14 protein-coding genes are annotated in these 13,861 nt (G+C 61.9%); 5 read left to right on the top strand and 9 right to left on the bottom strand.

Annotation, left to right across the window (positions count from 1 at the left end; translation table 11 throughout):
- Positions 1–62: 62 nt before the first annotated feature.
- From H7847_RS26670 to pyrH, 7 genes are all read right to left on the bottom strand, one after another.
- Complete coding sequence (locus H7847_RS26670) at positions 63–185, bottom strand: hypothetical protein (protein WP_264479458.1); 123 nt, start codon at positions 183–185, stop codon at positions 63–65.
- 131 nt (positions 186–316) lie between these two features.
- Positions 317–1,660: an RIP metalloprotease RseP gene (rseP, locus tag H7847_RS03225; protein ID WP_227268125.1), complete on the bottom strand. Its 1,344-nt coding sequence runs from the start codon at positions 1,658–1,660 to the stop codon at positions 317–319.
- A gap of 11 nt (positions 1,661–1,671) precedes the next feature.
- On the bottom strand, positions 1,672–2,844 hold the full coding sequence (gene dxr / locus H7847_RS03220) for a 1-deoxy-D-xylulose-5-phosphate reductoisomerase (RefSeq protein ID WP_227267946.1): 1,173 nt from the start codon (positions 2,842–2,844) through the stop codon (positions 1,672–1,674).
- Between the two features lie 7 nt (positions 2,845–2,851).
- Positions 2,852–3,646: a phosphatidate cytidylyltransferase gene (locus tag H7847_RS03215; RefSeq protein WP_227267945.1), complete on the bottom strand. Its 795-nt coding sequence runs from the start codon at positions 3,644–3,646 to the stop codon at positions 2,852–2,854.
- Between the two features lie 7 nt (positions 3,647–3,653).
- Positions 3,654–4,394: a polyprenyl diphosphate synthase gene (gene uppS, locus H7847_RS03210; protein ID WP_319799744.1), complete on the bottom strand. Its 741-nt coding sequence runs from the start codon at positions 4,392–4,394 to the stop codon at positions 3,654–3,656.
- 152 nt (positions 4,395–4,546) lie between these two features.
- The gene (frr, locus tag H7847_RS03205; protein ID WP_227267943.1) at positions 4,547–5,110 is read right to left on the bottom strand and encodes a ribosome recycling factor; all 564 of its coding nucleotides are present in this window, start codon (positions 5,108–5,110) and stop codon (positions 4,547–4,549) included.
- 67 nt (positions 5,111–5,177) lie between these two features.
- Positions 5,178–5,906: a UMP kinase gene (pyrH, locus tag H7847_RS03200; protein ID WP_227267942.1), complete on the bottom strand. Its 729-nt coding sequence runs from the start codon at positions 5,904–5,906 to the stop codon at positions 5,178–5,180.
- 106 nt (positions 5,907–6,012) lie between these two features.
- On the opposite strand from pyrH, the gene miaA reads away from it, so the two are divergent.
- From miaA to H7847_RS03175, 5 genes are all read left to right on the top strand, one after another.
- Positions 6,013–6,903, top strand: coding sequence for a tRNA (adenosine(37)-N6)-dimethylallyltransferase MiaA (gene miaA, locus H7847_RS03195; RefSeq protein WP_227267941.1), 891 nt, complete (start codon positions 6,013–6,015; stop codon positions 6,901–6,903).
- 97 nt (positions 6,904–7,000) lie between these two features.
- Positions 7,001–7,807, top strand: a complete 807-nt coding sequence (locus H7847_RS03190; RefSeq protein WP_227267940.1) for a helix-turn-helix domain-containing protein — start codon at positions 7,001–7,003, stop codon at positions 7,805–7,807.
- 199 nt (positions 7,808–8,006) lie between these two features.
- Positions 8,007–9,050, top strand: coding sequence for an ABC transporter permease (locus H7847_RS03185; RefSeq protein WP_227267939.1), 1,044 nt, complete (start codon positions 8,007–8,009; stop codon positions 9,048–9,050).
- Positions 9,051–9,064: 14 nt separating this feature from the next.
- Positions 9,065–10,282 carry an ABC transporter permease gene (locus tag H7847_RS03180; protein WP_227267938.1) on the top strand — a complete coding sequence of 406 codons (1,218 nt, stop codon included), beginning with the start codon at positions 9,065–9,067 and terminating at the stop codon, positions 10,280–10,282.
- A gap of 87 nt (positions 10,283–10,369) precedes the next feature.
- A complete protein-coding gene (locus H7847_RS03175; RefSeq protein ID WP_227267937.1) occupies positions 10,370–12,460 on the top strand; it encodes a dipeptide ABC transporter ATP-binding protein in 2,091 nt (696 codons plus the stop codon).
- Between the two features lie 61 nt (positions 12,461–12,521).
- Here H7847_RS03175 and H7847_RS03170 read toward each other — a convergent pair whose 3' ends face one another.
- Together H7847_RS03170 and H7847_RS03165 are read right to left on the bottom strand one after the other, a co-directional pair.
- On the bottom strand, positions 12,522–12,935 hold the full coding sequence (locus tag H7847_RS03170; RefSeq protein WP_227267936.1) for a hypothetical protein: 414 nt from the start codon (positions 12,933–12,935) through the stop codon (positions 12,522–12,524).
- A 139-nt stretch (positions 12,936–13,074) separates the two neighbouring features.
- Positions 13,075–13,659 (bottom strand): lytic transglycosylase domain-containing protein, encoded by a 585-nt coding sequence (locus H7847_RS03165; protein WP_406675958.1) that lies wholly within the window; start codon positions 13,657–13,659, stop codon positions 13,075–13,077.
- Positions 13,660–13,861: the final 202 nt, after the last annotated feature.

The raw sequence follows: 13,861 nt of genomic DNA, 5'->3' as shown, positions 1-13,861 counted from the left end.
GGGTATTTTGCGTCAAAACCGCGTTTCGGGTGCGATATGGCGTCAGGATGTTGTGCGCTGTTCTACCCCATCAGGGTGACAAGCCAGGCACCTGCGCCCAAGGCAAGCGTGATGGTGGCCACGTAAAGGGCGCGGTCCCAGTTCAGATCCATCAACAGGCTCAGCCCGCGGTATCTTCTGTCCATCGTTTGCATCATGCGTCCTCCAGTCTCGCAAGAGAGATACCCTTTAAATGGGGCCGCAATTTGTCAGAATATGGCGCAAATGAGGCAATTGGCTTTGATTCCTGCCAATGCCCGCCGGGTTCGTGCCACGCCTAGGGGCAGAAGATATCATTGCCCAGTGCAAAGAGCATCAGCGTCAGCACCGTGGCCAGTCCAAAGGTCATCAGCACCCGCAAGGCCTTGTCGCTCGGCGGTTTGCCCGTCACCGCCTCATAGGCATAAAACACCAGATGCCCCCCATCGAGCGCCGGCACCGGAAAGAGGTTCAAAAGCCCCACCGCCGTGCTCAGCACCGCGATGAACCAGATGAAGCTTTCCGCGCCCTGGCTGGCCATGGCCCCCGAAGTTTGGGCAATCCCGATGGGACCGCTCAGATTGCAGGTGCTGATCGCCCCCGTCACCATATGCGCCAGCCCCGAGAGCGAGCCGTTGATGATCCGCCATGTCTGGTTGACACCGCCCCAGAGCGCGTCGCCGACACCGGGGCTTTCGGTCGCAGGCTCAAAGGCGAGCCCCCCGGCAATCCCGATACGCCAGTGGGTGACAAAGCCGCCGCCGTCCTGCGGTTCGTCCACACGCTTGGGCGTCAGATCCAGATCGAGCGTGTCGCCATTGCGCCAGACCGTGAGTGCCAGCGTAGCGCCATCCCCGCCTTCGACGGCGGTCTTGAGCTGGTCGAACGCATAGATCGGCGTGCCGTCAATCGCGACGATCACATCCCCGCTCTGCATGCCCGCGCTCATGGCCGCGCTCTGCGGGCTCAGCGCATTGACCAGCGGGGGCAGCATATAAGGTCCATCCACCACCACAGTCCGACCGTCCCGCAGGACCTCATAGGTCAGAACAGGCTCATGCGGCAGCGCGTCGATGAAGGCACGGTAGGCCTCGGCATCTTCGGTGCTGGGCAGATCGTCGCCATTGATCGCCAAAACCTCGTCACCGGGCTGCAACGCCACCTCGCCTACCGGAAGCGGGCGTATTTCCCCGACGGTCAGCGGATCCCGCGAGACCCCGGTCGTCAGCATCACGGCAGCAAACACAAGGATCGACAGGGCGAAATTGAAAATCGGGCCAGCAGCAACGGTTGCCGCCCGCGCCCAGAGCGGCGCGCCGTGCATCGTCGCGCGCAGCCGCTCGGGATCGTCCTGGGCCGCTGCCATCGCCTCTGTGTCCTTGCCCGAGGCCGCATCCGCATCGCCGGCGAATTTGACGTATCCGCCAAAGGGCAAAGCGGCGATCTGCCAGCGTGTGCCGCGTTTGTCGACGCGGGCATAGAGCACCGGGCCAAACCCGATCGAAAAGACGTCCGCATGAATACCGGACCAGCGCCCGACGATGTAATGGCCGTATTCGTGGATTGCCACGATCACCGACAACGCCAGAATGAAAGCAGCGATTGTCCAGATCAACCCGCCAAACTGCGGGATCAATGCCATAATATCCAAAACTAACCTGCTCTCTCTTTGATGACCAATGCCGCCTCTTGTCGGGCGAGATGGTCCACTTCGGCGACGTTATCAAGGGTCATGGTGGCATCAATGTGACCGGGCTTGGCTGACAATTCGGTCAAAACCTCCTCGACCACGGCGGCCATATCGGTAAATCGGATCGCGCCGGCGATGAAACCATCGAGCGCTGTTTCCTTGGCGGCATTGAAGACAGCGCCCGCCAACCCCCCGGTTTGCATGACTTCCCGCGCGAGCCTCAGCGCGGGCCAGCGGGTCTCGCAGGGGGCGCGAAAGGTCAATTGGCCGATCTGCGCCAGATCGAGCCGCTCGACTGGCAGGGCGCGTCGCTCTGGCCAGTGCAGCGCATATCCGATCGCGTGGCGCATGTCGGGCGGTCCCACATGGGCCATCAGCGCCCCGTCATTGAACCCGACCAGGGCGTGGATCATCGATTCAGGATGGACGAGCACTTCGATCTGGTCAGGCGAGACGTCAAAATACTCTTTGGTTTCAATAAGCTCCATGGCCTTGTTAAACATGGACGCCGAATCAATCGTGATCCGCTGCCCCATGTCCCAATTGGGGTGGCTGGAGGCTTCGGCAAGGGTGGCATGGGCAAGCTCTTCGACCGGCCAATCGCGGAACGCGCCACCACTTGCGGTGAGTATCACCCGCTCCACCGCGTCCATGTTTTCACCCACAAGAGCCTGGAAAACTGCTGAATGCTCGCTGTCGACCGGCAAAAGCCGGGCATCATGCGCCTTGGCCGTGCGCAGCATCAGCTCGCCCGCACAGACCAGCGATTCCTTGTTGGCCAGCGCAAGCGTCGCCCCCTGCTCAAGGGCGGCAAGGCCGGGTGCAAGCCCCGCAGCCCCCACAATCGCCGACATGACCCACTCCGCCGGGCGGGTGGCAGCCTCCTGCAAAGCGCCAGCCCCGGCGGCGGCCTCGACCCCGGAACCTGCAAGGGCCGTGCGCAGATCCTCCAGCAGGTGCGCATGCGCCGTGATGGCCACATCCGCCTTCAACCGGCGCGCATCCTGCGCCAGCTGCGCGATGTTACCCGCGCCGGTGAGTGCCACCACATCATAGTGTTCGGACGTGCGCGCGATCAGATCAATCGTGTTTTGACCGACTGACCCGGTGGCGCCAAAAATGCTGACCCGTCGCATAAAAGACTTATCCTATCCCCGGCGGAAAGCTGATGAACGGTCCAATGATAAGCAGAAAGACCGAAGCCCCCAGCATACCGTCGAAGCGGTCCAAAAGGCCACCATGTCCCGGGATCAGATTGGAGCTGTCCTTGACCCCCAGGCGCCGCTTGATCGCACTTTCCGAGATGTCACCCATCTGGCTGGCCATCGAAAGTGCCACGGAAATCCCAATCAACTGGGGGCCCGCCCCTGCGGTCACCACAAAATATCCGCCAACAGCCGCCGCACCGATCCAGCCGAACACGGTCCCGGCCCAGGTCTTTTTCGGGCTCACGCGCGGCCAGAACTTTGGCCCGCCAATGAGACGCCCGGCAAAATAGCCAACAACATCGGTTGCCACCACCACAAGCACCAACCAGAGCATCCACTGAAAGCCCAGATCGTCACGCACCGACATCATCCCGAACCCCGCCAGCAGGACCATCACGGTAAAGATCATGTAGATGGCGCGGTAGGACTTGAGCTGGCCAAAACCAACCATCGCCGGGGCCAGCAGGATTGGCAGGGCAAAACCAACCGGCAGGTAGATCGATGCCCCGGTCGCAGAGGCGGCCAGCAGTCCCAATTGCGCGGCCACACCCGCATCGGCCGGTTGCAGCATCCGCACCAGTTCCCAGATCATCAGACCACAGATGATCGCGACCATGGCATGAAACACATGTTCGCCCGCCCAGACCCCCCAAAGACCGATCAGCACCATCGCCCCGCCGGACGCGAGGCGCACCGCCAGATCGGACCATTTCTCGTTGACAGCACTCATGTCGAGGTCAGGCTTTCACGCCGCCAAAGCGTCTGTCGCGCCCGCCGTAAGCCGTGCACAGATGCTCGAACTCCGCCTGTGTGAAGTCGGGCCAGAGCGTATCGATAAACTCGTATTCCGAATATGCCGACTGCCAGAGCAGAAAGTTGGAAATCCGCGCCTCGCCGCTGGTGCGGATCACGAGATCCGGGTCGGGCAGAACGTGTGTATCCAGATAGCGCGGCAGGGTTTCTTCATCCACCTGATCCGGTTTGAGGTTGCCCGCGGCCACGTCCTGTGCCAGTCGGCGGGTGGCGCGCGCGACCTCATCGCGACCGCCGTAGTTGATCGCGATCGTCAGGTGGACACGCGTATTCGCCGCGGTTGCCTGCTCCAACTCCCCCATCAGACGCGTCAGGTTTTTATCGAGCCGCACCCGGTCACCGATGAACCGCACCCGCACGCCATTGACATTGAGCGCCCGCGTCTCGCGGATGATGTAGCGTTTGAAGAGGCTCATAAGGCCTGCCACCTCGACCTGGGTGCGTTTCCAGTTCTCGGTCGAGAAGGCGAAAATCGTCAGGTACTCGACCCCGATCCGCGGGCAGGCTTCCACGATCTCTCGGACCCGGCGCGCGCCTGCATGATGACCGAAAAGGCGCGGTCGCCCGCGCTGCGTCGCCCACCGGCCATTGCCATCCATGATGATGGCGACATGACGTGGACATCCCGGAACATGACCGGGGTCTGGCTGTCGCTCAAGCTCGATGTCGCTGTCCTCCGACTGCGGGCCGGTGCATGGGCCTGCGCTTGGTCTGGGGCTGATCTTGTTGCTACCTTCTGACACAGAGCGCGCCCTGATGACCACCAAAATCGGTCATCCACGAGATGAAAACAGGGGCCGCAACGCCAACATATCGCTCAGACCTGCATGATCTCTGCCTGTTTCTGCGACAACTGGTCGTCAATGGCCTTGATATAGCGATCCGTGATCTCCTGCATCTCGTCCTCCCAGATTTTCTGGTCGTCTTCGGACATCCCGTCCGACTTTGCCTTTTTGATCTGGTCCATTCCGTCGCGGCGGATGTTGCGGATCGAGACCCGCGCGCTTTCGGCATACTGTCCAGCAACCTTGGTCAGATCGCGCCGCCGCTCCTCGTTGAGCTCCGGGATCGGCAGCATGATGATCGTGCCATTGAGCTGCGGGTTGATGCCCAGCCCGCTTTCCCGGATCGCTTTTTCGACCTTGCCCACAAGCCCCTTGTCCCAGACGTTTATCGTGACCATGCGCGATTCAGGCACGTTCACGGTACCCACCTGATTGATCGGCGTGCGCTGTCCGTAGGCATCCACCATCACCGGCTCCAGCATGGAGGCCGAGGCCCGGCCGGTGCGCAGCGACGCAAATTCGGTTTTCAGCGCGCTCATCGCGCCATCCATCCGGCGCTCAATGTCGTCTGTGTCCAGCATAAAGTCTTCTGACATGGTCCTGTGCCTTTGTTCTTTCTTGTGTCGACGTTATAGCCTGCGGCGCTGGCAGCTGTATAGCGGCCTAGCCCTGAACCCGCGTGTAGGTCCCCTCGCCCGCGAGGATCCCGCGAAAACCGCCCGGTTCATCCAGCGAAAACACGATGATCGGCAGGTCGTTATCGCGCGCCAGCGCAATCGCACTGGCATCCATCACCCCCAGCCGTTTTTGCAGCACATCGTCATAGGTGATCTTGTCATAGCGGACCGCATCGTCGTGTTGCTTGGGGTCCTTGTCATAGACCCCGTCCACCTGCTTGCCCATGAAAATCGCCTCGCAGGCCATTTCATTGGCGCGCAGGGCGGCTGCCGTGTCGGTGGTGAAATAGGGGTTGCCGGTGCCGGCGGCAAAGATGCAGACGCGTTTTTTTTCAAGGTGGCGCACGGCGCGGCGGCGGATATAGGGCTCTGCCACCTCGTTCATCGTGATCGCCGAGATCACCCGCGTGTGAATCCCGAAGCCTTCGAGCGCGGATTGCATCGCCAGTGCGTTCATTACGGTGGCCAGCATCCCCATGTAATCCGCCGTAGTCCGCTCCATCCCCTGCGCCGAGCCCTGCAACCCGCGAAACACATTGCCGCCACCGATCACCATGCAGATCTCAACACCCAGCTCATGCACCGACTGCACTTCACGGGCGATCCGCTCCACCGTGGGCGGGTGCAACCCGAAGCCCTGGTCGCCCATCAATGCCTCTCCGGAGATTTTCAGCATCACCCGCTTGAAGGCGACCTGCGGTCCGTCGGTTGTCATGGGCTGCTCCTGTCCGGTTGGTTTTTGTTTACGGCTTTTGTTCGCGCGCAAAATGTCGGAAAAGCGGGGGGACTTCAATGCGCCCCGCGCCCAAAGGCCGTGAAAAATGACCCCGCCCCAACAATTGACCCAAGATCGCCTGCTGGAGGTGCTGGTGCCGGACAAACCGGTGCTGATCGCGGGGCCAACCGCGTCGGGCAAATCCGAGCTGGCGTTGCGGATTGCGGAGGCGCAGGGCGGTGTCATCGTGAATGCCGACGCCAGTCAGGTCTACGACTGCTGGCAGGTGGTCACGGCACGCCCGTCACAGGCCGATCAGACCCGCGCACCGCACGCACTTTACGGGCATCTGCGCGCCACGGATGCCTATTCCGCCGGGCATTGGCTGCGCGAGGTCACCCCGTTTGTACAGGGCCCGCAGCGTCCGATCATCGTCGGCGGCACCGGGCTCTACTTTCAGGCGCTGACCCGTGGGCTCGCGGATATCCCTGCCACCCCGCCGGCCCTGCGCGCAGAGGCGGACGCGCTCCCGCTTGAGGTGCTGCTGGCCGACCTCGATGCGCGGACCCACAGCGGGATCGACACCGCCAATCGCGCGCGGGTGCAGCGCGCCTGGGAAGTGTTGCGCGCCACGGGACGGGGTCTGGCCGACTGGCAGGCAGAGACCGGCGCGGCCCTGATGCCGCTTGGCGCGGCGCAGGGGATTGTGTTTGAAGTCTCCAAGGATTGGCTGAACAACCGGATCGCGCAGCGCTTTGATCTGATGCTCGCGGGAGGCGCGCTGGAGGAGGCGCGCGCAGTGCTGTCGCAGTATAATCCCGCGCTGCCCGCCCACCGCGCGATCGGCGCGCCTGAATTGATCGCCCATCTGCGGGGTGATATAAGCCTTGAGCAGGCCCGCGCCGCCGCCGTGGTCGCGACGCGTCAGTTTGCCAAGCGGCAACGCACTTGGTTTCGCTCAAAAATGCGCGATTGGCTGCCGATTTCACCGGAATAGCCATTCACGGCTTGCCTATACCAGACGTTCAGAACATGATTCCGCCACGATTAAGGCGCTTTAATGCCACATTCTCAACTTTTGGCCGGGTATCCGCATGTCACACGACAGTCCAAAGATCATGACGTTGCCGCAGCTCAGCGCCGGGCAGGACTGGCGCTTGACGCTGGCGCATGACCGGCCCGACTATTTGCTGATCTGGACAACGCGTGGTCAGGGGCGGCTGCTGCTCGACGGTCAGCGGCGCGGCGTCGGCACGCATAATCTGATCGTCATCCCGCCCCGCCAGCTTTTTGCGCTTGATCTGGGGCGGCAGGGATTTGGGCAGGCGGTGGTCGTGCCGGACGGCGCCGCCCTGACACTGCCGCAACGCCCCGTGCAACTGCGGATCCGCGAGGCGGGGGCGATCTCTGAATTCATGGCTCTGATGGAAGGGGCCACCCGCGAGCAGCAAGGCCGCCGCCCGCTGATGGATCAGGCCTTGACCGCCCATGGCGCCTTGATCGCGGTCTGGCTGCAACGGCAACTGGCGATGGAGGAACATATCCAGCCCCGCCCCAATGCCGCCATTCGGCTGAGTGCTGCCTATATGCGCCGGATCACCGCGCATTTTCACGCGCCCCTGACCATGGCCGATCATGCGGCGGCCCTCTCCGTGACCCCAACCCATCTGACCCGCGCCTGCAAGGCGGCCACAGGCAAGACCGCCGCCGACCTGCTGACCGAACGCATCCTTTACGAGGCCCGCGATCTGCTGACCAGAACCACGGTACCGGCGCAGGATATTGCCAGAAGCCTCGGCTTTGGCAGTGCCGCCTATTTCACCCGGTTCATGCAGCATCACACGCAGGCCACCCCCTCTGCGCTGCGCAAAGCGGCCGCCCGGATCAGAGACGCCGCATAATTCCCCGCAACTGCTCAGGAAGGCGACAGGCCTGTTTGCGACGTCAAAAATGTCGCAAATAAAACATTTTTCGGCGCTGGCTTCCATTGACCTTGCACAGAATCTCATGCCTGATGGGGCTACAAACAGAAAAGAATGGCATCTAAGCGCCTGAAACGGCGCGGGGAACACCCGCCATAGCCTGACAACAGGGGCATACATGGGACTATTCATCCTCAGACGGCTGGGCGTGATGTTATTGACGGCGCTCTGCCTGACTTTCATCGTGTTCTGGCTGACGAACCTTTATCCCAACCTCGAAAAGCTCGCCAAGACCCAAGGCAACTTCCGCATGTCGGATGAGGCCGTGGCAAGCTATCTGGACAAGAACGGCTATCTGCAACCGATGCCGGTCAAGTTCGGTCAGTGGCTTGGTGTGCTGCCGGGCTGGATCCACGAGGAAGACGGGGTGACCACCGGGCGCTGTTTTTCAGGCGGGACACCCCAAGAGCAGCGACCGGCGTATTGCGGCGTGCTGCAAGGCGACTGGGGCTATTCGACGGTGTTCAAGGATGAGGTCGGCAGCATCGTCAGCACGCGTCTGGGGCTGACCGGCAAGCTGATGTTTGCGGTGATGCTGCTGATGGTGCCCATGGCGTTGCTCGTGGGCGTGCTGGCGGGCATGCGGGAGGGCTCCAAACTCGACCGCTCCCTGTCCACCTTTTCGATCGCCTCGACCGCCACGCCTGAATACGTGTCGGGCGTGATCTTTATCGCGGTCTTTGCCTCCTCGGCCTTTGGGTTGAAGTGGTTCAAGGGATCGGCGACCTCGGCCATGGAAAACGCCACCTTCGAGAACTTCACCCTGCCGGTGCTGACGATCTCGCTTTATGGGATGGGCTATATCGCGCGCATGACCCGCGCCTCGATGACCGAGGTGATGACCGCACAATACATCCGCACCGCCCGGCTCAAGGGGGTCAAATTCTCTGATATCGTGCTGAAACACGCGCTGCGCAATGCGCTGATCGCTCCCTTTACCGTCATCATGCTGCAGTTCCCCTGGCTGCTCAACGGCGTGGTGATTGTCGAGACGCTCTTTAACTACAAAGGCTTTGGCTGGCTGCTGGTGCAGGCCGCATCAAACAATGACATCGAGTTGCTGCTCGCGGTCTCCGTTGTCTCCGTCTTCGTGGTTCTGGTCACGCAGCTGATCTCCGATATCGGCTACGTCTACCTCAACCCCCGCATCCGCATCGCTTAAAGGGAGGACTGGTCATGGAAGAACTGTCCTGGGGCAACATCCTCGCCCGCATGTTCATTCAGCTCGGTCCGGTCTGGATCGCGCTGATTGTCCTCTTTGCCCTCTCGATCACCTACAAGCGTCGCCTCGGGCTTTACGGCAAGCTTTTTGACAGCACCATCGGGATGATCGGTTTTGCGCTGGTGATGTTCTGGGTCTTTGTCGGCATCTTCGGCGGCCCGCTGGACATGCTGGTGACGCATGATCCGCTGAGCCAGGTCTCGGGCATGAAAAACAAACTCCCCGGCACCCCGATGAGCCGTGCCGAAGAGGGCGAATACGCCTATTTCCTGCTGGGCGGCGACAACCTGGCGCGCGATGTCTTCAGCCGTCTGATAAAGGGCGCCTGGATCGTGGTGCAGATCGCCCCGGTCGCGACGCTCTTTGCCTTCATGGTAGGGATCACGCTGGGCCTGCCTGCGGGATACTACGGCGGACGTCTGGACACGGTGCTGTCCTTCCTGGCCAACCTCATTCTCGCCTTCCCGGTGATCTTGCTCTTTTACCTGCTGGTTACGCCAGAGATCGTGCTGACCGGCATTCCCAACTACATGGCTTTGTTCCTGTTCATCTTTCCACTGGTCTTTGTGGGCATCCTGCTGAACGCGCGCTATTACACGCAGCCCAGCGTCCGCACCCCCCTGCTGATCGGGGTGCTGGGGCTTTTGGGCTGGCTGTATCTCTCGCTTGTCTCGACCAACGGCGCGGTGGTGGCCACGCCGACCTATTCCATCCCCGGCCTGCCGGGGTTCCTCGATCTCTTTGACATCGATCCGGGCATTCTGGTGGTCTTTGTCTCGGTGGTGTTTGTGAACGCGCCCACGGTCTTTCGGATCGTGCGGGGGCTCGCGATGGACATCAAGACCCGCGACTATGTGGCCGCCGCCCAGACCCGCGGTGAAGGACCGTGGTACATCATGCTATGGGAAATTCTGCCCAACGCCCGCGGGCCGCTGATCGTCGATTTCTGCCTGCGCATTGGCTATACCACGATCCTGCTCGGAACCCTGGGGTTCTTTGGTCTGGGGCTGGCGTCGGAAAGCCCGGACTGGGGTACCACGATCAACGCAGGCCGCCGTCTGCTGGCGCTTTACCCGCATGCCGCGATTGCCCCGGCGGTCGCCCTGCTGACGCTGGTGCTGGGTCTGAACCTGCTGGCCGATGGCCTGCGCGAAGAAAGCCTGCGCGACTGATGGGCCGCCGCCGCTCCGGGCCCGACACGATTCACAAGCCGGACGACCGAAAGCGGTCGCCGGCGTGCTCCAAAAAGGAGAAACCGAATGCCAAAGCCTGACTACGACGGCCCCATCCTCGAGATCGACAAGCTATCGATTTCCTTTTTCACCCGGCTGCGGGAAATTCCGGCGGTGATGGATTTCTCGGTCTGGGTGAAGCCCGGCGAGGCGGTGGGTCTTGTGGGCGAATCCGGCTGCGGCAAATCCACCGTGGCCCTCGGTGTCATGCAGGATCTGGGCAAGAACGGCCGCATCGTTGGCGGCTCGATCAAGTTCAAGGGCCGCGATCTCAGTACAATGAGCGACGAAGAGCTCCGCCACATCCGCGGCTCCGAGATCGCGATGATCTATCAGGAGCCCATGGCCTCGCTGAACCCAGCGATGAAAGTCGGCAAGCAGCTGATGGAGGTGCCGATGATCCATCAGGGGGCCTCGGAAAAAGAGGCCTATGACCGCGCCCTGCAGGTGGTCACTGATGTGAAACTGCCCGACCCCAAGCGGATCCTGAACTCTTTTCCGCATCAGCTCTCGGGCGGGCAGCAGCAGCGAATCGTCATCGCCATGGCGCTGATGTCAGAGCCGTCCCTGCTCATTCTGGACGAGCCTACCACGGCGCTTGATGTGACGGTGGAGGCCGCCATCGTGGATCTGGTCAAGGATCTGGGCCGCAAATACGGCACCTCGATGCTGTTCATCAGCCACAACCTCGGGCTGGTGCTGGAGACCTGCGACCGCATCTGTGTGATGTACTCCGGCGAAGCGGTCGAGCGGGGGTCGATCAAGGATGTCTTTGACCGCATGCAACACCCCTATACGCAGGCGCTGTTCCGGTCGATCCCGCTGCCCGGCGCCGACAAGAACGCGCGACCGCTGGTGGCGATCCCGGGCAATTTCCCCCTGCCCCACGAGCGCCCCGACGGCTGCAATTTCGGCCCGCGCTGCGATTACTTCGAGGCCGGGCGCTGCGATCAGGGCGTCATTGAGATGGAGGACGTCCCCGGCCACAGCCTTCACGCCTCGCGCTGCGTGAAATTCAAGGAAATCGACTGGGCGGCCCCGTTGCAATTGGCGGAGGTCAAATCCAAGGGCGAGATCGGCGACGTGGTCCTCAAAATGGACAACCTGAAGAAATACTACGAGGTCACCGCGAATGCGATCTTTGGGGGCGGTAACAAACGTGTCGTGAAGGCAAATGAGACGCTGTCCTTTGAGGCGCGCGAATCCGAGACGCTGGCGATTGTGGGCGAATCCGGCTGTGGCAAATCCACCTTTGCCAAGGTGCTGATGGGGCTTGAGACCGCGACCGAAGGCGAAATCCTGCTGGGCAACAAACCCATTCAGGACATCCCCATCGAGGCGCGTGACACCCAGACCGTGGCCGACATCCAGATGGTGTTTCAGAACCCCTTCGACACGCTGAACCCTTCGATGACCGTGGGCCGCCAGATCATCCGCGCGCTGGAGATTTTCGGCATTGGCGAGAATGAGCGCGACCGCACGGACCGGATGTTGAAACTGCTCGATCTGGTCAAGCTGCCGCGCGAGTTCGCAACCCGCATGCCGCGGCAGCTTTCGGGCGGGCAGAAACAGCGCGTGGGCATCGCGCGCGCCTTTGCCGGGGATGCGCGGATCGTGGTGGCGGATGAGCCGGTCTCGGCGCTGGATGTGTCAGTGCAGGCCGCGGTCACCGATCTGCTGATGGAAATCCAGCGCGAGCACAAGACCACCTTGCTCTTTATCAGCCATGACCTCTCCATCGTGCGCTATCTCAGCGACCGGGTGATGGTGATGTATCTGGGCCATGTGGTCGAACTGGGCACCACGGATCAGGTCTTTGCCCCGCCCTATCATCCCTACACGGAGGCGCTGCTCTCGGCGGTGCCGATTGCCGATACCCGTGTCACGAAAAAGCAGGTGGTGCTGGAGGGGGACATTCCCTCCGCCATGAATCCGCCCAGCGGGTGCCCGTTCCAGACCCGGTGCAACTGGAAATCAGAGGTGCCAGGGGGCTTGTGCGAAAAAGAGGTCCCGCCGGTGCGGACGCTGGCGGGCAACCACCAGATCAAATGCCATCTGAGCGACGAGAAGCTGGCGCAGATGGAACCGGTGATCGAAGTGGGGGTTGCCGCTGAATAGAGCGGTCAGTCGGTTGGAGCCGCCTGTCTGCTCAAGGCAGGGCGGAAAATCCGAGGCCTCCTCAGACAAAAAGCGGGATCACAACACCGCTGAGGTATCCAAGCGAGAAGAGTGCAAAACCGGGGCGGCGGGACGCCACAAGGAGCGACACGCACATCAGCAGGGGCGCAAGTGCCAGCCCGGCCATGATGGGGTAAAAGGCGATGTCGTGCCAGGGCGTTCCCGGCCCCCAGGGACCCCCTTGAAGCGACAGACCGATCAGCGCAACAGCAATCAGGCCGCCCGAGACAATGCCGAAAGCAACCGACATCAGATGCTCCATGACCGGATGACGCCGACGGCGGCGCTTCACGCGCCCGGCGGCTGCGATCCCGGCAACGCCCGGGGTCCGAAAGCTGGAGGGTTTTGAGATGGGCGCGTGCTGTTGTGTCTTTTGAATGCGTTCCAGGCGCGCGTGGAAATTGTCAGTCGCCATGCCGGCTCTCCCTCGTTAACCCCCAAGACCCATTTAGGGGCGAATCTGGGCGCGCTTGTGACAGCAAGGAGGAGGCTTTGCGGAGCCTTTGTGAAATCGCCTTTTCAAATGTGGTATCCGGCGTCACCGCCAGAGTGTGTCAGCTGCCCGTGATGGCGCGGACATAGTTCTGGGTCTCTTTGAAGGGCGGGATGCCGCCGTGCCTTTTCACAGCATTCGGCCCGGCATTATAAGCCGCAAGCGCCAGGCGCCAGGATCGAAAGGTCTCGTATTGTTTCTTGAGATAGCGCGCGCCACCCTCCAGATTTTCGCGCGGGTCCATCGGATCAACCCGCAGATAGCGCGCGGTCCCCGGCATCAGTTGCGCCAGCCCCAAGGCGCCCTTGTGCGACCGCGCCGTCGGGTTCCACGCCGATTCCTGCTGGACCAGCCGGAGGAAAAGATCCTCGGGCACGCCATGTTTGCGGGCTGCCGCGCGCGCCATCTCCAGATACTCGCCCCGATAGGCCCCGTTGTACTGCGGCGCATTCCATTTGCTGGGGGTGATGACCGACGGCGGCTGGAGCCGTACTGAACTGTTGTACTGGCTGGCCGCTCGGTTATCGAGCACGCTGATCTGCGATTCAAAAAGCTTGCTGCGGCTCTTTGTCGACACGGTCTGTGCCTGCGCCACGGCAGTTGCAGCCAGCGTCACTGCCATGAAAATCGCAATCCGTTTAAACATCACCCAGACCCACATGCCTCATCGTGGCGCGACCATAGCAATTCTGTGTGTTTTTGCCAGCCCTTCCGCGTGCGGAAACGCAAAGCGCCGCCGGGGTCTTCATTACCCGTTTCAAACCCCTCGGAGCCAGTATAAGTTGAGCCAAATCGTCGGCGGTTTGGATTCGGAGGCCAGCAGGCCACCAGGCGCGCGACCAGAAAAG

The sequence above is a fragment of the Roseobacter weihaiensis genome (genome assembly GCF_020622345.1).
GTDB lineage: Bacteria > Pseudomonadota > Alphaproteobacteria > Rhodobacterales > Rhodobacteraceae > Roseobacter > Roseobacter weihaiensis.
This window is presented reverse-complemented; position numbering and strand designations above follow the sequence as displayed.